The organism is Methylobacterium sp. Gmos3, from assembly GCF_056430985.1.
On record NZ_JBWJYL010000010.1, the window covers coordinates 113,002 to 132,164 of the forward strand.

19 protein-coding genes are annotated in these 19,163 nt (G+C 67.5%); 15 read left to right on the forward strand and 4 right to left on the reverse strand.

Going from position 1 to position 19,163, the window contains the following annotated elements:
* Positions 1–9 precede the first annotated feature (9 nt).
* The 12 genes from ACS5Q7_RS21115 (at position 10) to ACS5Q7_RS21170 (ending at position 12,899) form a co-directional block, all read left to right on the forward strand.
* Entirely contained in the window at positions 10–1,869 is a 1,860-nt protein-coding gene (locus ACS5Q7_RS21115) for an ABC transporter ATP-binding protein (protein WP_478341231.1), read from the forward strand.
* Between the two features lie 316 nt (positions 1,870–2,185).
* A complete protein-coding gene (locus ACS5Q7_RS21120) occupies positions 2,186–3,355 on the forward strand; it encodes an alpha/beta hydrolase (protein WP_478341232.1) in 1,170 nt (389 codons plus the stop codon).
* A gap of 58 nt (positions 3,356–3,413) precedes the next feature.
* A complete protein-coding gene (locus ACS5Q7_RS21125; RefSeq protein WP_478341233.1) occupies positions 3,414–4,184 on the forward strand; it encodes a slipin family protein in 771 nt (256 codons plus the stop codon).
* Positions 4,185–4,535: 351 nt separating this feature from the next.
* Positions 4,536–4,886, forward strand: a complete 351-nt coding sequence (locus tag ACS5Q7_RS21130) for a hypothetical protein (protein WP_478341234.1) — start codon at positions 4,536–4,538, stop codon at positions 4,884–4,886.
* A gap of 249 nt (positions 4,887–5,135) precedes the next feature.
* Positions 5,136–5,606, forward strand: coding sequence for a hypothetical protein (locus ACS5Q7_RS21135; protein ID WP_478341235.1), 471 nt, complete (start codon positions 5,136–5,138; stop codon positions 5,604–5,606).
* Between the two features lie 313 nt (positions 5,607–5,919).
* Positions 5,920–6,288 carry a hypothetical protein gene (locus ACS5Q7_RS21140; RefSeq protein WP_478341236.1) on the forward strand — a complete coding sequence of 123 codons (369 nt, stop codon included), beginning with the start codon at positions 5,920–5,922 and terminating at the stop codon, positions 6,286–6,288.
* Between the two features lie 138 nt (positions 6,289–6,426).
* Positions 6,427–7,491 (forward strand): NAD(P)H-dependent flavin oxidoreductase, encoded by a 1,065-nt coding sequence (locus ACS5Q7_RS21145; RefSeq protein ID WP_478341237.1) that lies wholly within the window; start codon positions 6,427–6,429, stop codon positions 7,489–7,491.
* Between the two features lie 779 nt (positions 7,492–8,270).
* A complete protein-coding gene (locus ACS5Q7_RS21150) occupies positions 8,271–8,879 on the forward strand; it encodes a response regulator transcription factor (protein ID WP_478341238.1) in 609 nt (202 codons plus the stop codon).
* A 174-nt stretch (positions 8,880–9,053) separates the two neighbouring features.
* Positions 9,054–10,484 carry an efflux RND transporter periplasmic adaptor subunit gene (locus tag ACS5Q7_RS21155; RefSeq protein ID WP_478341239.1) on the forward strand — a complete coding sequence of 477 codons (1,431 nt, stop codon included), beginning with the start codon at positions 9,054–9,056 and terminating at the stop codon, positions 10,482–10,484.
* On the forward strand, positions 10,481–11,194 hold the full coding sequence (locus tag ACS5Q7_RS21160) for an ABC transporter ATP-binding protein (protein WP_478341240.1): 714 nt from the start codon (positions 10,481–10,483) through the stop codon (positions 11,192–11,194). Before ACS5Q7_RS21155 ends, ACS5Q7_RS21160 begins: the two co-directional genes overlap by 4 nt.
* On the forward strand, positions 11,194–12,411 hold the full coding sequence (locus ACS5Q7_RS21165; protein WP_478341241.1) for an ABC transporter permease: 1,218 nt from the start codon (positions 11,194–11,196) through the stop codon (positions 12,409–12,411). Before ACS5Q7_RS21160 ends, ACS5Q7_RS21165 begins: the two co-directional genes overlap by 1 nt.
* Positions 12,408–12,899 carry a response regulator transcription factor gene (locus tag ACS5Q7_RS21170; RefSeq protein ID WP_478341242.1) on the forward strand — a complete coding sequence of 164 codons (492 nt, stop codon included), beginning with the start codon at positions 12,408–12,410 and terminating at the stop codon, positions 12,897–12,899. Before ACS5Q7_RS21165 ends, ACS5Q7_RS21170 begins: the two co-directional genes overlap by 4 nt.
* 291 nt (positions 12,900–13,190) lie before the next feature.
* Here ACS5Q7_RS21170 and ACS5Q7_RS21175 read toward each other — a convergent pair whose 3' ends face one another.
* From ACS5Q7_RS21175 to ACS5Q7_RS21185, 3 genes are all read right to left on the reverse strand, one after another.
* The gene (locus ACS5Q7_RS21175; RefSeq protein ID WP_478341243.1) at positions 13,191–13,481 is read right to left on the reverse strand and encodes a hypothetical protein; all 291 of its coding nucleotides are present in this window, start codon (positions 13,479–13,481) and stop codon (positions 13,191–13,193) included.
* Between the two features lie 45 nt (positions 13,482–13,526).
* On the reverse strand, positions 13,527–13,892 hold the full coding sequence (locus ACS5Q7_RS21180; RefSeq protein WP_478341244.1) for a curlin: 366 nt from the start codon (positions 13,890–13,892) through the stop codon (positions 13,527–13,529).
* A gap of 146 nt (positions 13,893–14,038) precedes the next feature.
* Positions 14,039–14,437, reverse strand: a complete 399-nt coding sequence (locus ACS5Q7_RS21185; protein WP_478341245.1) for a curlin — start codon at positions 14,435–14,437, stop codon at positions 14,039–14,041.
* 510 nt (positions 14,438–14,947) lie between these two features.
* Between ACS5Q7_RS21185 and ACS5Q7_RS21190 the strand changes: the two genes are divergently transcribed.
* The 3 genes from ACS5Q7_RS21190 (at position 14,948) to ACS5Q7_RS21200 (ending at position 17,987) form a co-directional block, all read left to right on the forward strand.
* Positions 14,948–15,337 (forward strand): curlin subunit CsgB, encoded by a 390-nt coding sequence (locus tag ACS5Q7_RS21190; RefSeq protein ID WP_478341246.1) that lies wholly within the window; start codon positions 14,948–14,950, stop codon positions 15,335–15,337.
* 58 nt (positions 15,338–15,395) lie between these two features.
* Positions 15,396–15,914: a hypothetical protein gene (locus ACS5Q7_RS21195; RefSeq protein WP_478341247.1), complete on the forward strand. Its 519-nt coding sequence runs from the start codon at positions 15,396–15,398 to the stop codon at positions 15,912–15,914.
* Between the two features lie 162 nt (positions 15,915–16,076).
* Positions 16,077–17,987, forward strand: coding sequence for an autotransporter domain-containing protein (locus ACS5Q7_RS21200; RefSeq protein ID WP_478341248.1), 1,911 nt, complete (start codon positions 16,077–16,079; stop codon positions 17,985–17,987).
* Here ACS5Q7_RS21200 and ACS5Q7_RS21205 read toward each other — a convergent pair.
* Positions 17,892–19,145 carry a two-component system sensor histidine kinase NtrB gene (locus ACS5Q7_RS21205; RefSeq protein WP_478341249.1) on the reverse strand — a complete coding sequence of 418 codons (1,254 nt, stop codon included), beginning with the start codon at positions 19,143–19,145 and terminating at the stop codon, positions 17,892–17,894. The two genes, ACS5Q7_RS21200 and ACS5Q7_RS21205, sit on opposite strands and share 96 nt — an antisense overlap.
* Positions 19,146–19,163 lie beyond the last annotated feature (18 nt).

A 19,163-nucleotide genomic window follows, 5' to 3' on the forward strand; every position in this document is an offset into this window, starting at 1 on the left:
GGATCTGTTTTGCCTTCATCGAGCATCGCGCGGCTCCGCAGCGCAGCCGCGACACAAGCCGGCCCCCTCCGGCACCTGCCCGCCCTGTTCCGGCTCGCGTGGACCACGAGCCGCGCCCTGACGCTTCTGAGCGTCGGGTTGCGGCTCGCCCGGGCGTCGGTGCCGGCGCTGATGCTCTATGTCGCCAAGCTCGTCGTCGACACGGTGGTGGCGGGGCGGGCCGATGCCGCCGCGCAGGCGGGCGCCTCGGCCTGGTTCGCCAGCCCGCTCGTGCACCAGGTGGGGTTGCTGATCGGAATCGAGCTCGCCCTGGCGCTCGCCTCCGACCTGCTCGGGCGCGCGACGAGCCTCGTGGACGGCGTCCTGGCCGAGATGACCGGCAACGTCATCACGCTCCGGCTGATGGCGCACGCCGCGACCCTCGATCTCGCCCAGTTCGAGGATTCCGCCGTGCAGGACGGGCTGGAGCGCGCCCGGCGCCAGGTCGCGTGGCGCGCGAACCCGATGGGCCAGTTGCTGGGGCAGATCCAGGACGGCCTCACGGCCCTCTCGCTGGCCGTGGCCGTCGTCGCGTTCCTGCCCTGGCTCGTCGTCCTGCTGGTGCTCGCCCTGATCCCGGCCTTCTTCAACGAGCTTCACTTCAACCGGCAGGGCTATCGCCTCGCCTACCGGCGCTCGCCGGAGCGTCGCGAGGCCGACTACATGCGCCAGCTCGGGGCGGGGGCCGAGACCGCCAAGGAGATCAAGCTGTTCGGCCTCAGCGGCTACCTGGCCGAGCGTTTCGGCGCCCTCGCCGACCGGGCGCTGCGCGAGAACACCCGCCTCGCGCTACGCCGGACCCTGGCCGGAGGGCTCTTCGCCGGCCTCGGCACGCTGGCCTACTACCTCGCCTACCTCGTGATCGCGCTGCGGGCGGCCACGGGCACGCTCACGCTCGGCGACCTCACCTTCCTGACGGGCGCCTTCCTGCGCCTGCGCGGCCTCGTGGAGGGGCTGCTGCTCGGCCTCTCCCAGCTTTCGGGCCAGGCGCAGTATCTCGACGACCTGTTCACGTTCCTGGCGCTGTCGCCCCGGCTGCGCGCGCCGGAGCATCCCGCGCCGGTCCCGACGCCGATCCGCGATGGCTTCGTGTTCGAGGGCGTCGGCTACCGCTATCCCGGCGCGGAGCGCTGGGCGGTGCGGAACCTTTCGCTCACGATCCGGGCCGGCGAGGTCGTAGCGCTGGTGGGCGAGAACGGCAGCGGCAAGACCACGATCGTCAAACTGCTGGCGCGGCTCTACGACCCGACCGAGGGGCGCATCCTGCTCGATGGGCGGGACCTGCGCGAGTACGACCCGGATGGTCTGCGTACGCGGATCGGCGTGATCTTCCAGGACTTCGTCCGCTTCGATCTCACGGCGAGCGACAACATCGCGGTCGGGCGCATCGAGGCGCGGGCGGATGCGGCCCGGATCGAAGGCGCGGCGGGGCTCGCGCTCGCCGACGCCATGGTGAGGCGGCTTCCGGCGGCCTATGACCAGCGGCTGGGACGGCGCTTCGAGGACGGCGTCGATCTCTCCGGCGGCGAGTGGCAGAAGCTCGCGATCGCGCGCGCCTACATGCGTGAGGCCGAGGTGCTGGTGCTGGACGAGCCGACCGCCGCGCTCGACGCCCGCGCGGAGGCGGAGGTCTTCGCCCGCTTCCGCGCCCTCGCGGTGGGGCGCACCGCGCTCCTGATCTCGCATCGCTTCTCAAGCGTGCGCCGCGCCGACCGGATCGTCGTGCTGGAGGACGGCCGGGTACGGGAGGCGGGCACGCACGAGGACCTGGTCCGCGAGGGCGGTCGCTACGCCGAATTGTTCGAACTCCAGGCGGCGGCCTACCGCTAGGGCAGTGACCGATCACGTTGAGGCGGCTCCAACCCTCTCACCTCATCCTGAGGTGCCCGCGTCAGCGGGCCTCGAAGGAGCGCTCCAGCCTGCCGCGCGATCCCTGGAGCCCTCCTTCGAGGCCGCCGCTTTGCGACGGCACCTCAGGATGAGGGGACGATCTGGAGAAGGCTGGCTGAACCAACATGATCGGATGCCGCTCTAGGGCAGTGACGCCCCCACTCCGTACATGCGCCTCTGCACGGGTGTGTGGACGGCGGGCGCTGCGCCGCCGATAGTCTCGGCAGGACGCGCCAGACGTCCCGGGAGGATGACGATGCTCAAGACCGTACTCATGACGGCAGGTGCCCTGCTCGGGCTGATGGGCGCCGCCGCCGCCGACCCGAAGCCTTCGACGCCGGATGTCCCCGCCGTCTTCAAGCCCGCCCAGCGCGAGGGCTATTTCTTCGTCGGAGGCCGGTACGAGACCGTCGGCGGAAAGGACATCGCCCTCGGCCAGATGTTCGTCCAATACCACGCGCCGGAACAGGTCACGCAGCCCTATCCCGTGGTGATGGTGCACGGCACGGCCCAGACCGGCGTCAACTTCCTCGGCACGCCAGACGGGCGGCCGGGCTGGGTCGACCGCTTCGTGGAACGCGGCTTTGCCGTCTACGTCATCGATCAGGTCGGGCGTGGGCGCTCGGGCGACAACCCGGAGGTCTACGGACCCTACGCCCGCCTCACCACCGGTGATCTCGAGAGCATCTTCACCGGGCAGGAGAGGTTCGATCTGTTTCCGCAGGCCAAGCTGCACACCCAATGGCCGGGGGGGCCGGGCGTGAAGGGCAACGCGGCCTTCGACCAGTTCTACCTGTCGCAGGTGCCCTACCTCGCCAGCGCCCTGAAGAGCGAGGAACTCGTCGACCCGGCCCTCATCGCCCTCTTGGAGAAGATCGGCCCCTCGGTCGTCCTCACCCATTCCCAGGCCGGCGTTTTCGGCTGGGCGGTCTCCGACCAGCGACCGGACCTCGTGAAGGCGCACGTCGCCGTCGAGCCGAACGGGCCGACCTTCTTCGACATCAAGTTCAAGGGCGGGGCGGACTGGTACGAGCGGATCGGCGACGCCCGTGCCCGGCCCTACGGCATCACCCGCGTGCCGCTCCATTTCGAGCCGCCGGTGACGTCCCCGACCGATCTGACCGTCGTCCAGGCCGACCGGCCCGCCCGGCCGGACCAGATCCGCTGCTGGCTGCAAGCCGAGCCGGCGCGGCAGCTGCCGCAATTGGCCAAGGTTCCGGCCGTGATCGTGACGGGCGAGGCCTCGTTCCGGGCCACGATGGACGACTGCACCGCCGCCTTCCTCACGCAGGCCGGGGCCAAGCCGGATCGGCTCGCGCTCGCCGACCACGGCATCCGAGGCAACGGTCACATGATGATGCTAGAGACGAACAATCAGCAGGTGGCCGATGCGATCATCGGCTGGATCGTCGCGAAGACGCATTGAACGGCGGCGTCGCGGGTCTTCCCGGTCCGGCCCGACCCGCGACATCGAAGGACGCGACATGGATTACGCGATCATCGCCACGGCGATCATCATCGTGCTGGGTCTCGGCCTCAAGACGCTCGGCATCAACCAGGAATACGAGCGGGCGGTCCTCTTTCGCCTGGGCCGGCTCGGTACGACGAAGGGGCCGGGCTGGTATTGGCTCATCCCGTTCATCGACCGCGTCGTGAAGGTCGATACCCGGACGATCACCGTCCAGCTCGAAACGCAGGAGACGATCACGCGCGACGGCGTCGCTGTCAAAGTGAATGCCGTGCTGTGGTATCGCGCGATCGATCCCGCCCGCGTGGTGACGGCCGTCGAGAACTGGCGCACGGCCGTGATCCAGGCGGCGGAAACCGGGATGCGCGACGCCATCGGCCAGAGCGATCTCGATCAGATGCTGAAGGACCGCATCGCCATCAACAAGCGGCTGCTCGACCTGCTGTCCTCCGCCGCCGAGCGCTGGGGCATCGAGGTCGATGCCGTCGAGATCAAGGACGTCGATATCCCGGAGCAGATGCAGCGCGCCATCGCCCGCGAGGCCGAGGCCATCCGCGAGAAGCGCGCCCGCATCATCAAGGCCGAGGGCGAGAACGAGGCCGCGCAGAAACTCGCCGAAGCCGCGACCATGATCGCCACCGCGCCGGGGGCGCTGGAACTGCGCCGCCTCCAGACGCTCACGGAGATCGGCGTCGAGCACAACAGCACGATCATCGCCATGCTTCCCGTCGAACTCCTGCACGCGGCCGGCAAGATCGCCGGACTGCCCGGCAAGACCGCAGAGTGAGACGGTCGAAGCCCGACGGACGTCCATCGGGCAGAAGGCCCGGCCCCCGACCGACCTCGCGTCAGCGGAAGCCGATACTCCCCTCCCCGGGCCCGATCTTGGGATCGCAGGACACAGGCCGCCCCTTGCCCGCGCCGGCGAAATCTTCGGCAGACCGTATACTGCAGCGCGGCATCCTCGTTGCTCGCGGCACGGGTGACCTGCTTGACCGAATATTTACTTCCCGCTCAACACATCTATGAAGACATGGAGTTCGTTCCAATTTTACCGATTGCAGGTACGCAATCTCAGGTTGGTTATCCCATTCTCGTCTCCATCACCGGCGACAGAGACCGGTCGGGGAGTGCGGACATGAAGACGTTTCTGGCGATGACGACGGCGGCGCTCACTCTCACCCTCGCGGTCGCTCCGGCGGCGGAGGCCGCCGGGTTCCGTGGCGGCGGCGGCGGCCGGGGCTTCGCCGGCGCCCATGGCGGCGGACGCGGGTTCGGCGGCTTCCATGCGGGACGCGGCTTCGGAGGCGGATACCGCCATTTCGGCGGGTATCGCGGCGGCTACCGGCATTACGGCTACCGTGGCTATTACGGGCGTCCTTACGGCTATTACGGCCCCGGCTATTACGCACCCGATGCCGGCGCCCTGGCGGCCGGCGCGGCGCTCGGCCTCTTCGGGGCTGCCCTGGCCGGCGCGGCGGCCTACTGATCCGTTCGGGGCGATCACCGACGTTGCAAGCATCGGCGAAGCAATCCAGGCGGCGCGGCCTTCTTCGGACAGGTCGCGCGCTGGAAAACTTCGGCTCCGCTTGGCAATGACAGCAGGGCGATCCCATCGAACACGGTGGGAGATCGATGACGTCTTCGCCTCCACTTGGGCGCAGCCGCCAGTGTCGGACATTGGCGCACAAGACTTCTGGCGGCTTCGCCGCACCTCCATGACCTGCCGCAACCGCGAGTGTCACACATGAAGAAACGTGTTCTGCTGGGCGCGGCGTTGCTGCTGTCCCTTCCGCAAGCGGCGAGCGCAGCGACGCCTTCCGGTCCCGCCGGAGGCGCCGTCAGAAAGTGGTTCACGACCGATCGATCGCTGAACTGCTACGACCGGCAGGGAAACCCGAGCGGTTGCCGCCTCGACGCGGATTCGCACGTGACCGTCAGCTACGCGCCGTCCGGATCGACGGCCGTCGCCTTCGCGACCTACGTCAACGATCCCACCGGCAATGCCGAGATGTTCGCCGCCGCCGTGTTCCGCAAGGAACAGGATGGCTGGCGGTTCCTTCGGACGCTGCCCAACCTGAGCGGCAAGTCCGCGACCAACGTCTCCTTCACGCCAGGCGGCGTCTCCTTCGAAACGGAAGTCTGGCGGAAAGGCGATGGGCATTGCTGCCCGACCGGCCGGAAGCGCTGGTCCGTGGCGCTGCCCTAGAGCAGCGATCCAGACGAAGGTTTCAGCCGTGTCTGGAAACAACCGATGCAGAAACAATAAGCTAGAGCGGTTTCGGTTTGATCCGGATCACCTGCTTCACCGTCTTTGCGAGCGACAGCGAAGCAATCCAGGGCAGCGGGCCGCTTCAGGATGTTGCGGATCCCTGGATTGCTTCGCTTCGCTCGCAAAGACGGGAGGCGCAGCATGATCCGGTTTTCCCGAAAACGCGCTAGGGCAGAGGCGCATCAACGGAGTGAGTGCGTCACTGCCCTGGAACCGGGCGCCGGCCCGGCAATCGAGCGAGCGGATCGTCATGACGTCTCATGCCCGTCGTCACGCCTGTGTCGCAGCCGCGACCCTGGCCCTGATCCTGTCCCTCACCCCCGCCTGGGCGGGGGGACGGACGATCGTCGGCGACTGGGCGCCGGACCCTCACCAGTGCTGGCCCTCTCAAGGGGCCATCGCCATCGGGCCGCTGAGCGTCGTCGGCGACGACTTCCGGTGCACCTTCGAGGGGGTGTCCCGCCTCGGCGACGTCGTGACATGGCGGGGCGCCTGCGGCTTCCCCGATCCGGCCCGGCCCCCCACCGTCGTGGCGTCCCTGCGGGGCGACACCCTGTCCATGCGCATCAACGGCGGCGAGAACGGGCCTTATCGGCGTTGCCGTGGTTCGCGGCCGTGACGACACGACACCGAAAGCCTCGCGAGGCCGGAGAACACCGGACGAGGGATTGTCCCCTCGCGATCCGAGCGCGCCATTCACCCAGGCCGGACTTCCCGTCATAAGGGGGCCGACGCGCGTCTTCCCGGAGAGTGTGTGATGCCCGAATCGCTGTTGGATCGCCTCGGATTGACCGTCCCCGTGATCCAGGCGCCGATGGCGGGGGTCGCCACGCCTGCCCTCGCGGCGGCCGTGTCGAACGCCGGAGGCCTCGGCTCCATCGGCGTCGGCGCCACGGATGCGGCCGGCGCACGGACGATGATCGAGGCGATCCGCGCGGGCACCAACCGTTTCTTCAACGTCAACCTCTTCGTCCACGCGCCCGCCAAGGCGGACGCCGCGCGCGAGGCGGCATGGCTCGACGGGCTGGCGCCGCTCTTCTCCGAATTCGGGGCCGCGCCGCCCAAGGCGCTGCGGACGATCTATCGAAGCTTCGCCGACGATCCGGACATGTTGGCGATGCTGCTCGACCTTCGCCCGCCGGTCGTCAGCTTTCACTTCGGCCTGCCTCCCGCCGACACGCTCGCCGCCCTGCGCGCGCGGGGCATCCTCATGATGGCCACCGCGACCAGTCCGGCCGAGGCGCGCGCGGTCGAGGCGGCGGGCCTCGACGCGATCGTCGCGCAAGGAATCGAGGCCGGGGGTCATCGCGGCATCTTCGATCCCGAGGCTCCCGACGCCGGCCTCGGGACGATGGCGCTGACCCGCCTTCTGGTCCGCGAGACCCGGCTGCCGGTGATCGCGGCGGGCGGCATCATGGACGGGGCGGGAATCGCCGCTGCCCTCGATCTCGGCGCCGTCGCCGCGCAGATGGGTACCGCGTTCATCGCCTGTCCCGAGAGCGCGGCCGACGACGGCTACCGCCATGCCCTCACCGGGCCGGGCGCCGAGCACACGACGCTGACCCCCCTCATCTCCGGGCGCCCGGCGCGGGCGCTCGCGAACCGCTTCACCGCCCTCGCGGAGCATCTCGCGGGGCGCCTGCCGCCCGCCTATCCGATCGCCTACGATGCCGGAAAGGCGCTGCACGCCGCCGCCAAGGCGCGCGGCGAGCATGGCTTCGGCGCCCATTGGGCGGGCCAGGGCGCGCCACTCGCGAGAGCGATGCCGGCGGCGCTGTTGGTGGACACGCTTCGCGACGAACTCCGTCAGTCCCGTCGCTGAGCGGCCCAATCCCCCGGGTGACTTGGGACACCAGGGCGGTCAGTGTCATCGGGCAGGAACGCGTCGCTTCCACAGGGAAGCCGGGCACTATAAAACTGCAATGTATCATTCTGTGCAATGACGGCAATTCGCATCATCCTGCGGTTGCTTGAACGCACACAAAGCTCACGCGCCGCACTGCCAAGTAAACATCATGCATGACGCAGCGCCAATTAAACGGGCAGGTCGAAAGCCATTCTCGCGAAGTTCGAACTTCAACGCGATTCCAATTGCAGGTTTCATCCTTACATAAACATTACTCAGGCCATCCATCAGCAGATTAGTCCGACGTTTACATGCCGATCGCGCCCATAAGCCAACAATGACTTGATGGCATATTATAGATCATTTTAGTATTCTTCGAAGCATCGGAATACCCGATGAATTTAAAAATTCGAAAAACCGTGTAATGTAGATTAAATTTCTTCCAAAAGCCTTCGATAAAATCACAAAAAATATAAAATAAGTCGGCAGATTGTTTCGTATCCGCGTTGATTTACGATCATTAAGTATTTTATTGTCATTCACGGCGAATCGTATTATTCAAGCCCGGAAAATCGGCCGCCAGGGCAGTCGATCTAAAATGCAGATTTCAAATATCCCAGTAAATTGAAGAAAATTCCGGTAAAGATCCGATCATTTTACTATATATTTACCAGACTCATGTATCGAATATGATGATCGAGAGACTTGGAGAGAATTGACCGAACGGACGAGAAATCCATCAGGGGAGCGGCGACATGGACACAAACCGATTCCTACACTTGGTGGAAGACTGTGCCTCCATGCTCGCCTACACCGCCGCCATCCTGGAGGAGGCGGGCTTCCTGGTTCGGAGGCATCCCGATGCCAGCTCGTTCCTCGCCAACCCGGCGTTGCTGGATGGCAGTTGCGTTCTCACCGACATCCGGATGCCGCAGATCGACGGACTCGAATTGCTCACGCGCCTCCGTGCCGTCGGCGCCACCATCCCGGTCATCGTCATGACCGCGCACGGGGATGTCGCGACGGCGGTCCGCGCGATGAAGCTCGGCGCCTCCGATTTCATTGAGAAGCCGTTCGCACCGGAAGCCTTGCTGCGGGCGGTGCGGGCGGCAAGGCACAGCCGCCGCATCGAGCAATTCTCGCTCGCCCGCGCCGTCACGACGGAACGCCTGGCCCGGTTGACCGGCCGCGAGCGGCAGGTCCTCGAGCGCGTCCTCCGCGGCCGGACACACCGCGAAATCGGCCACGAACTCGCCATCAGCCCCCGCACCGTCGAGGTGTTCAGGTCGCGCCTCATGGCCAAGATGGAATGCGAAACGGTGCAGGATCTCGTGCGCATGGCCATCGAGGCCGGCGAAGCCTGAGAGACAGGCGCCGCCTCGCGGCGTACGGGCAACCCCGTACGGGCGCGGCCCTACGGCCCCCTCCGAATTTCGGGCCCGAGCCAGTTCTGACAAGACTCCCATCGTCGGCAGAGATTCAGAGGCCGTCGACCGCCCGCCCCCGACCGAGAAGGGGCGTGCTTCGGGAGAAACGCTGTGGGACGCTGGTTCATCAGCACCCTGTGCACGTCCATCGCCGCCGGTGGGCTGACCATCCTGGCTGCGGGAACGGACCCTATCGCTGCCCGCGCGATCGTCAACGAACTCACGGTGTGGTCTCGCCAAGCCTACACCGACTTGCAAGCCTACACCGACTTCACGGCGAACCCCGCCGCGACGCCCGACCTCTCGCATTTCATCACGGTGCCGATCCAGCGCGGCAGCCTCGAACAGACCGTGACCGCAACCGGGGCCCTGCAACCGGTCGACACGATCGAGGTCGGCTCCCAGCTGCCCGGCCAGATCGCCCAGCTCTACGTCGATTTCAACGACCGGGTGCACAAGGGCGATCCCCTCGCGCAGATCGATCAGCGCAGTTTCATCGCGAAGGTCGATCAGGCACGGGCATCGCTCGATGTGGCGGTCACCAGCGTCCTCGTGCAGCAGGCCAAGCTGGACCGGGCGTATATCGATCTCGACAATGCGCGCGGCAACAGGTCGGTGTTGTCGGCGCGGCTGGAGAATGCCCAGATCCTGGAAGCCGCCGCGAAGCGCAACGTCGACCGCAAGACCGTCCTGCGCTCTCACGAGGTCGCCACGGCGACCGCGGTCGAGGAGGCGCAAACCGATCTCGCCTCCCGCAAGGCGCTCTCGCGCGAGACCGTCTCGCTGATGGATCTCAACACGTTCGCGGTCAACGCCGCCTCGGCGGAGGTGCGCCGGCTCGAAGCCGAACTCGCGCAGGCGAAGGCGTCCCTTCCCCTGCATCAGGCCACCCTGCGCGCCGCCGAGATCGAACTCGACCGAACCACGATCCGCTCGCCCATCGACGGTGTCGTGGTCGGGCGGTTCGTCAACGAGGGCCAGACCCTCGCGACGGGCCTGGAAGCCCGCACCGCCTTCAATATCGCCAAGAACCTCACCGAGATGGAGATTCACGCCCGTGTCGATGAGACGGATATCGGCCGTATCGTGGGGGGGCAGCACGCGAGCTTTACGGTCGATGCCTATCCGGGCCGGCACTTCGAAGCCGTTGTCCGGCAGGTGCGCAAGGCCTCCCAGATCAACCAGGGCGTGGTCACCTATACGGTCGTCTTGAAGACGGACAACCGCGAGGGACTTCTGTTGCCCGGGATGACGGCGCTCGCCCGCCTGACCATCCACCGCGACGAGAACGTCCTCAAGGTCCCGCTCGCGGCGCTTCGGTTCAAGCCCGCCAAGACCGCCGCGCCCTCGCCGCGGGATCAGGCCGTCTGGATCCAGGACGCGGGCGGCGGGCTCCGGGCGGTGCCGGTCAAGACCGGCGCTTCGAGCATCGATCAGGTCGCGCTTCGCGACGGTGCCCTGTCGGAGGGGGATCGGGTCGTGGTCGGCCAAGCCGACGCCGCCGAGCCGACGCGCTTCTTCGGGATCAAGTTCGGGCTATGAGCGAGCTCGTCGTCAGCCTCTTCGCGGTCAGCCGGACCTTCCGCATGGGCGACATCAGCGTGCCCGTGCTCCACGAGATCACGTTCGACATCCTCCACGGCGAGAGCGTGGCCGTCGTCGGCCCCTCGGGCTCCGGCAAGAGCAGCCTCATGAACCTGATCGGCTTGCTGGACCGGCCGACCTCGGGACAGATCATCATCGACGGCGTCGACGCGGCGCGGCTCTCGGCCGACCGGCGGGCCGTGCTGCGCAACCGCCGCATCGGGTTCGTCTTCCAATCTTACAACCTGCTCGCGCGCCACTCCGCCCTGGACAATGTGCAGGTGCCGCTCCTCTACGCGGGCGTCGGACGGGCGGAGCGGCGCAAGCGGGCCGAGAGCGCCCTGGATTCCGTGGGCATGGGCCATCGGGCCGGGCACCTCCCCTCGCGCCTCTCCGGCGGCGAGCAGCAGCGGGTCGCGATCGCCCGGGCCCTGGTGACGGATCCCAGCATCCTCCTCGCGGACGAGCCGACCGGCGCCCTCGACAGCCGGACGGGTCAGGACATCCTCGCGCTGTTCCGCTCCCTCAACCGCGCGGGGCGAACGGTCCTCATGATCACCCACGATCTCGATGTGGCGGAAAGGTGCGCGCGCATCGTGCGCCTTCACGATGGCCGCATCGTCTCGGACCGGGTCAACGGTCCCGGCTGCCGCACGGGAACCTGGTGATGTTCGGACAAGCCCTTCACATGGCCCTGCGCGACCTGCGGCTGAACCCGCTGCGCAGCTTCCTCACGATGCTGGGCATCGTCATCGGCGTCGCCTCCGTGGTCACGGTCCTGGCGATCGGCAGCGGCGCGCAATCCCAGGTCAACCGTCAGATCCGCGCCATCGGGGCGAACGTCCTGATGATCAATCCCGGCGCCGCCCGGCAGGGCGCCCTCCGGCTCAAGGCCGGTACGCGCCCGACCCTGACCGAGGGCGATGTCGATGCCATCGTGGAACAGATACCGCAGGTGCGCGCCGCCGCCGGCTCCATCGCCGGGAGTGCGCAGGTCGTCCACGAGAACAAGAACTGGAACACGACGATCAACGGCACCACGACGAACCACTTCGTCGTGCGGGACTGGACGCTGGGCGCCGGGCGGACCTTCAACGAGGGCGAGGAGACGTCCGCCGGCAAGGTCGCGATCCTCGGCAGCATCGCCGCCCGCGAACTCTTCGCCGAAGAGGACCCCATCGGCGCCGAAATCCGCATCATGAACGTGCCGTTCCAGGTGATCGGCGTCCTCTCCCCGAAGGGTCCCGATCAGGACGATGTCGCCTTCGTCCCGCTATCGACCGCCAAGCTGCGATTCCTCGGCAGCGCGGGGGGCGTCGGGCGTGACGCCGTGGCCTACATCCTCGTCAAGGCGGTCGGCGACGAGTCAATGGCACGCGCCAGGGAGAGCATCGAGGCGCTGCTGCGGCAGCGCCACCGGATCACGGACGACCGCGAGGACGACTTCAAGGTCCTGGATCCCGCGGCGGCCGCGGAGGCGCAGCGCGGCGCCACGCGCACCGTGGCGATCCTGCTGACCTCGATTGCCGGAATCTCCATGATCGTCGGCGGCATCAGCATCATGAACATCATGATCGTTTCGGTGACGGAGCGGACCCGCGAAATCGGCATCCGCTGCGCCGTCGGTGCCCGGGGGCGGGACATCCGCCTGCAGTTCCTGTGCGAGGCGCTCGTCCTCTGCTTGGTGGGCGGCATCGTGGGGGTGGCTCTGGGGACGCTCGTGTCGCTGACGGTCGCGCGCTCGGCCGGGTGGATCACCGTCATCGATCCCGGCGCGATTGCCTTGGCGGTGGGCTTCTCCGCCGCCACGGGCCTGTTCTTCGGCTACTACCCGGCCCACCGCGCGTCCCGGCTCGACCCCGTCGAGGCTCTGAAGGCCGAATGACCGTGGCGGCCTCATGCCGCGCCGACAGATTGAAGGCGGACGACATGACCTCTGAGAACGTCACATCCGGGAATGGCGGCCGTTCGGACGCATCCGCCCGTGCGATCCCATACGACCGGCCCGCCGAGATGGTTATCGCCAGGAAGGCCTGTCCGCCGACGGCACGGGAGAGCGAGTTGATCGCCTTGATCGCGCGCGGCCTGCCGAACAAGGTCATCGCCTACGAGATGGGGATTTCGCCCTATACGGTGCGCGCGCATATCGGCAACATCATGCGCAAGTACCAGCTTCACAACCGCACTCAGATCGCGATGCTGCTCACCCCGTTGCTGACGATTGCAGCGAACCGGCGGATGCGTGGCCATCGTTCGACCTCGGCGCGCGCTGGCATCGCGGGCGCGGCCGCCGGCGAACCCGGCTCAGGGGTGGAGTTCGGCGACGAGCCGCAGGCGGCCGAGCACCCAATCGAGGGTGCCGGCCGGGACTAGAGCCGCACCCGAACGAGTGAGTTCAGCCAGCCTTCTCCGGATCGTCCCCTCATCCTGAGGTGCGGCGAAGCCGCCTCGAAGGCCTCATCCTGAGGTGCCGTCGCGAAGCGGCGGCCTCGAAGGAGGGCTCCAGGGATCGCGCGGCAGGCTGGAGCCCTCCTTCGAGGCCCGCTGACGCGGGCACCTCAGGATGAGGTGAGAGGGTTGAAGCCGCCTAACCATGATCCGCCATAGGCGGTCGGGTTTCGCAGCCCTGGATGACCGCGCTCATCCTCGCAAAGACGGCTGGCGCTATCGGCCGCCGAACAGGTCACGCCAGTTCGGCGGCAAGCGGTCGAGCGGCAGGTCGGCCGGATCGTCGCTCTGCGTCACGACGGACGAATTGTTGCCCGACCGACTGTAGATCGTGGTCTTTCCGGGCGAGCGCTCGATCCGGATTTCGCCCTCGGCCGGATCACCGCTCTGGGTGATGACCGAGGTTCCGTGCTCGCCCTTCAGGATGATCGTTCGGGACTGCGCCGTGTCATGCACCTGGAAGAGCATGGCCGAACCCACCGTCAAGAAGAGAGATATGGCCTTCATGGCAGACTTCCTCGCTGGCCGGGTCGCACAACATGCGGGCACGGGTCAGGGACGGACCTGGCCGATGAAGGACTGGTTGAGCGCGCCGAACTGGGTCAGCGCGGCGGCGTTCGTCCCGCCGATCTGACCGATGGCCGAGACGTTGAGCGATCCGGTTTGGCCGATGGTCGCGCTCGTGGTCGACCCAGCCTGCCCGATGCCGGCGGCGTTGACCGTCCCGAACTGGGTTACGGTCGCTTTCGGGCTGCCGCCGATCTGGATGATTCCGACGAAGTTGCCGGTGCTGTCCTGGCTCACGCTGATCGGCTGAACGCCGGAGCCGACCTGAACATAGGCCTGGATCGATTGGGCGGTCGCTGGCTGCGCGCCGAGGCTCGCCAACAGCAGGAGGGGGGAAAGGAGGAGCCGCATGGGAATAGCCTTCGTTGCTGGAGGAGCCGGAGGGGATGGGCCTCGTGCATCGATCCAGACGAAGGTGTCAGCCCGGTCTGGAAAAATCGATGCAGAAACAAAAGGCTAGGGCAGAGGCGCAAGAACGGAGCGAGCGCGTCACTGCCCTAGGGTCGGACCTGGAACACGGTCGACGTGTTGCCGATGCCCCATTGCGTGATGGCGGCATTGTTGGTGAGCCCGCCGATCTGCGCGGTGACAGCCGTGTTGGCGAAGCCGGCTTGGCCGATGGACGAGGTGTTGATGGTGGTGGCCGATTGGCCGATGGTCGCCGTGTTGACGGCGTGCGGATTGGTGAGGCTCCCCACCTGCAGCGCGCTCGACACGTTCGCCGTGCCGACCTGAACGGACGTGATCGTGTTGCCCGTCGAACCGGATTGCAGCGATGTCGAGCCGTTGAGGCCGCCGATCTGCACGACAGTCGCGGTATTCTGAGCCAACGCGGTCTGGCTGGCCGCGATCAGTAATCCGGGAGCGAAGATCCAGCCCCATCGATGCTTTGCCATGACTGACTCCTGGGATGGAATTGATCGACCCTTCGGCATTCGATGCCTTCGGGAGCAGTAATGAGGAGTCATCTGTGCGGGATGGACGTAACAAGCGTTTGCCGCACTTGTGACAGATGTCATGCGATTGTGACAGAAATCGATTTCGGCGAGCGAGTGATGGTTCGCTCAATGCTGGCGGCGCGCGATCGGAAGATCTTCGATTGCGGGGTCGGGCGCCCGCTCTCAACACGAATACGCTCTGACTGCATTTCCAGGGGAGAGGCGGCTCATGCCGTGTCCCCCGTCTCTGCGCGCGGAGCGACGCCATCCTCGCAAAGACGGCCGGCAATCTCAGTCACGTCGCGCGCGAGTTCAGTCGCCGAGATCGGACCTATCAAGATTTGTCACAAAATCGTTCACCTTTTGGAATTTGGGTCGAATTCAAACAACAACCTGATTGCACTGATGGAGATGGAAGCGAGGCTTCTGCCACGACTTCTTAGAAGAACAATCTTCGGAGGTATCACCATGATTATTCGTCATGCTCTGCTCGCCGGCGTCGCTTTCTTCGCCGTGTCGACCGCCGCTTCGGCGCAGAACGTCGTCACGACCACGCAGGTCGGCCTGGTCAACAGCTCCACGACGACCCAGAACGGCGCCACCAACAACACCGCCTCGCTCGGTCAGCTGGGCATCATCAACAGCGGTACCGCCCGACAGGGCCTGACGACCCCCGGCCTGAACAACAGCAGCACCATGGTGCAGTTCGGCGTCAACAACGGCGCCACGTCCGCGCAGGTGGGGGGGGTCAACACCAGCGGCATCAGCCAGACCTCGTTCGGCGGCCTGAACAGCGCGTCCGTGGGTCAGCTCGGCCTCGGCAACCTCAGCACCGTGACCCAGACCCACGTTCCGTGATCGGCGGGAGGGGGCGCAAGCCCCCTCCTCTTCCACCCGACAAGGCCGAGGGGGCATCATGCGACGTATCCTGACGACCGGAGCCTTGGCTCTCCTCTGGACCCTGCCGGCTTCGGCCGAGCCGCTCGCCGAGTACCTCGCGATGCAGGCGGCCAGACCCGCACCCGCGGCCATGCCCGCGCAGCCGACGGTCCAGACCGGCCTCGTCCCCTTCCTCCCGCAGAACGCCGCGCGCTGGAGCGCCGATCAGCCGGTGGTCGTGCATCAATCGAGTTCGACGAATCTCGTCGACGTCGTGCAGATCTCCGCAGCGCCCGCCGCCCGCATCACCCAATCCGGGCAGACCAACGCCGCCCTGGTCGTGCAGATCGGGGGTGGAGCCGCCAGCGCGCAGGTGACCCAGCGGGGTGGCTCGAACGCGACCCTCGTCAGCCAGAACGCGGCGCGCAACGCGGCCGACGTGCAGCAGCTGGGCGGCCTGAACGCCGCGCAGATCGTACAGACCGGGCAGGTGAACATGCTGGTCTCGCACCAAATGTCCGCCGGCCGAATGGTCGATACGGTCGGGCTTCGATGACAACATCCGCGGGGATGCGATCCTATTCGGGCAGCGCTGTCGCGGTTCAGCGACAGAAAATCTCAGACGGATAACTTATCATCGGGTGCTGATAGACGAATCGGCACCAGCTCGATGGGACGAACGCGACGTGAAGGCCTGCGCTGCGAGCGGGCCCTCCTCATGGCCTTGAGCGTTCTGCCGGGCTGCGCCACCGGTGTGCGGGCGCAAGTGGCCGCACAAGTGTCGGCGCCGGCACCGGCCGCCGAAGCCGTCGGCGATCCCAGCGTGCAGCCGGGGCCGTTGCGGGTGACGAGCCCTGCGGTGCGGGCGGCGCAGCCCGAGGCGGCCTTCCCGGCCTTCACCCTCCTCACGCTGTTCGACGGCTCCTTCGCCCACAATGTCTTCCCCGGCCGGGAAACCAAGAGCCGGGGCGCGCAGGAGACGGCGCTGTTCAACGTCAACGTCTCGCCCGCACTGACGATCGGCATCGGCCAGACCTTCTCGACGGCCGACGCGCGCCTGCTCTACCTGGGCAACGGGCGGCAGACGACCGCCGGTCCCGGCGCGTTCATGAGCGTGGCCCTCTCGCTGGGCGATGGCTGGCTGGCGGCCAGCTCCTTCGGCTATTCCAGCGTCGATTCGAAGCTCGTCCGGTCCGTCGGCGGGGTGAATTCCGTCGCCGGCTTCCACACGCGCAACCTGTTCGGCTCCCTCGCGGTCAGCCGCTTCGTGCCCCTCACCGAAATCCTCTACGTCCAGCCCTCGGTGCGGCTGCAATTCACGAGCGCCCACAGCGACAGCTACGTCGAATCGGCCGGATTCTTCTCTCCCGAGAAGACCACCCTGCTCGGGCGCGTCTCCACCGGCGCCCAGATCGGAATCCTGCTGCCGGTCGAGGGCTGGACCCTCGTCCCCAACGCGGAGGCCAATTACCTCTACGATTTCAGGAAGCAATATTACCAGAACGACCGCACCGGCGTCGAAGTGAGGGGCGGCGCCTTCGCGGTTCGGGGCGACCTCTCGGTGGGGGTCTCGGTCTCGACCGTGCTCGCCCGGCGCGACTACAAGGCGCTCGATGGCGTCCGCGGGTTCCTCTCCTACCGGTTCGGGACGATCCCGGAGCAACCGCAAAGGTCGGCGGCCTATAGCTGGACCGGCTTCTACGCCGGGGCGGCCATCGGGTACGGAATCACGCGCGACGCCTGCGGGGGATTCGCCGGGGGGGCCGGCTGTTTCGGCGGGACGCTGACCGTTCCCGATTTCCCGAGCGGGACCCCCACCCCCGTGCCGACCGGTGCCGGGGCCTCCCTCCCCGGCACCTATGACAACCGGCGCACACGGGACGGAGGCCTCGCGGGCGGCCAAGCGGGCGCCAACTACCAGTTCACCCCCGGGTCCGGCTGGGTACTGGGTGTCGAGGCCGACCTGCAGGCGGTCGATTTCGGGAATCGCCGCGCGGGCTCCGGCCCGGCGATCTTCGGTTCCCAAGGCCTCTTCGCCGCGCCTGCGGTGCTGCCGGCGGTGTCGGTCTTCCCCGGCCAGGGCTACGGCCTGTCGCCCTCCACCGGTGCGGCGGGCATCGGTTTCAGCAACATCGCGGTGTTTCAGAACGGGGTCAGCCAGACGACGCGCGGTCGCACCGTCCTTTCCACCCTGCGCGGTCGCGCCGGCTACGCGCTGGATAGCACGCTGGTCTATGGGACGATCGGCCTCGCCCTGACCGCTGGACCCGATGGCGGCGCAGCCAGCCCCGGCTATGCCAATGGCGCCAGCGTGCCGGCCTCCTTCTTCGTCGGGCCGGCCTCGCAAGCGAACGGCGCGCTGGTCGCCCCGACCGGCACGCTGTTTCCCAAGCGCGCGACCGTCGGCTACGCCTTCGGGATCGGCGCCGAACACGCGCTGACGGAGGCGCTGAGCGCCAAGATCGAAGGCCTGTGCGTCGGCTTCGGGCGCAATGCGGACGTGCCCGGCGCCCGCATCGTCGGCGTCACCAATTCAGGGGCCCCCGTCACCGCCTGGGGTGTCGTCCGCAGCGGCGACCGGATCGGCCTCGTCAGGGGAGGCCTCAACTACCGCTTCCTGACCCTGTGAACCCCGTGTCGCCTCCGCCGGTACGATCTGCTCCAGATCCGGCTCCGGGGCGAACGGGAGGTCGAGGGTGATCGTCGTGCCGCGCCCCACATGGCTCTCGAGGGCGATCCGCCCGCCCGACTGCTGAACGAACGTGGCGACGCTGAACAGGCCGAGGCCCGTCCCCCTGCCGAGCGGCTTGGTCGTGAAGAACGGCTCGAAGGCGCGGTCGCGGATCTCGGCGGGCATCCCGATGCCGGTGTCGGCGAGCGTGATGCGGACGACGCGCGTCGGCGAACCGGGACCCGGCCCGACCGCCCTCGCCCCGATCAGGAAGCGGCCGCCCACAGGCATGGCGTCCCGCGCATTCAGGGCGAGATTCAACAGGGCCGAGCCGAACTGCGTCACGTCGACGGAGACCGGGAGCCAGGAGGTCCGGGTGGCGACGCTCAGTTCGACCTGCTTGCCGAGGGCACAGCGAATCAACCCGCCGAACTCCGACAGGAACGCGCCGACCTCGATGGTCTTCGGGAGAGACGGCTTTCCATCGACGCGGGTCAGGAGCTGGTCGGTGAACGCCGAGCCGAGCGCCGCAGCCTCGTGGATTTGCGCGAGGAGAACGCGGACATCCTCGTCCGCGCAGCGCTCCTCGAGCATCTCGACGTTCCCGGCGATGATCGTCAGGAGGTTACTGAAATCGTGCGCCACGCCGCTGGTGACGTGACCGATCGCTTCCAGGTTCCGGCGATGACGCTCCCGCGCCGCATCGGCCGCGCGCCCCGAGGCATCCCGGACGGACCAGGCCAGCATGGTGCCCTCGGGCGACCGCGCCAGGATCAGCTCCGCATCGAACCGCGTCCCGTCCGCCCGGAGCCCCGTCCCATGGAAACCGCGCGGCTGGCGGCCCTCCCCGGGGCTGTCCCGCAGGAAGCGGCCGATCGAAAGGTCGGCGTGTTCGATCAGAAGAGACAGGCTGCGCGCCGCGACCTGGTCCGCCCGCTGGGCGAACAGGTGCTCGGCGGCCCGGTTGATCGACGTGATGCGGAGATCCCGATCCGTCGTCACGATGGCGTCGGACGCGACCGCCAGGACGGCCCCCAACTCGTTTTCGCGGAAGGCGAGCTTGGCACCGATGTCCATGGCTTCGGCACCGTTCGACAGACCCGAATGCGCGCCCATCGTCGTTCGTCCCACGCC

Excerpts from the sequence above, each read along its gene's own strand:
- ACS5Q7_RS21180 (WP_478341244.1), bottom strand. The coding sequence starts at position 13,892 with ATGCGGCTCCTCCTTTCCCCCCTCCTGCTGTTGGCGAGCCTCGGCGCG.
- ACS5Q7_RS21145 (WP_478341237.1), top strand. The coding sequence starts at position 6,427 with ATGCCCGAATCGCTGTTGGATCGCCTCGGATTGACCGTCCCCGTGATC.
- ACS5Q7_RS21195 (WP_478341247.1), top strand. The coding sequence starts at position 15,396 with ATGCGACGTATCCTGACGACCGGAGCCTTGGCTCTCCTCTGGACCCTG.
- ACS5Q7_RS21140 (WP_478341236.1), top strand. The coding sequence starts at position 5,920 with ATGACGTCTCATGCCCGTCGTCACGCCTGTGTCGCAGCCGCGACCCTG.
- ACS5Q7_RS21200 (WP_478341248.1), top strand. The coding sequence starts at position 16,077 with ATGGCCTTGAGCGTTCTGCCGGGCTGCGCCACCGGTGTGCGGGCGCAA.
- ACS5Q7_RS21205 (WP_478341249.1), bottom strand. The coding sequence starts at position 19,145 with ATGGGCGCGCATTCGGGTCTGTCGAACGGTGCCGAAGCCATGGACATC.
- ACS5Q7_RS21160 (WP_478341240.1), top strand. The coding sequence starts at position 10,481 with ATGAGCGAGCTCGTCGTCAGCCTCTTCGCGGTCAGCCGGACCTTCCGC.
- ACS5Q7_RS21190 (WP_478341246.1), top strand. The coding sequence starts at position 14,948 with ATGATTATTCGTCATGCTCTGCTCGCCGGCGTCGCTTTCTTCGCCGTG.
- ACS5Q7_RS21125 (WP_478341233.1), top strand. The coding sequence starts at position 3,414 with ATGGATTACGCGATCATCGCCACGGCGATCATCATCGTGCTGGGTCTC.
- ACS5Q7_RS21185 (WP_478341245.1), bottom strand. The coding sequence starts at position 14,437 with ATGGCAAAGCATCGATGGGGCTGGATCTTCGCTCCCGGATTACTGATC.
- ACS5Q7_RS21170 (WP_478341242.1), top strand. The coding sequence starts at position 12,408 with ATGACCGTGGCGGCCTCATGCCGCGCCGACAGATTGAAGGCGGACGAC.
- ACS5Q7_RS21150 (WP_478341238.1), top strand. The coding sequence starts at position 8,271 with ATGGACACAAACCGATTCCTACACTTGGTGGAAGACTGTGCCTCCATG.
- ACS5Q7_RS21165 (WP_478341241.1), top strand. The coding sequence starts at position 11,194 with ATGTTCGGACAAGCCCTTCACATGGCCCTGCGCGACCTGCGGCTGAAC.
- ACS5Q7_RS21175 (WP_478341243.1), bottom strand. The coding sequence starts at position 13,481 with ATGAAGGCCATATCTCTCTTCTTGACGGTGGGTTCGGCCATGCTCTTC.
- ACS5Q7_RS21130 (WP_478341234.1), top strand. The coding sequence starts at position 4,536 with ATGAAGACGTTTCTGGCGATGACGACGGCGGCGCTCACTCTCACCCTC.
- ACS5Q7_RS21120 (WP_478341232.1), top strand. The coding sequence starts at position 2,186 with ATGCTCAAGACCGTACTCATGACGGCAGGTGCCCTGCTCGGGCTGATG.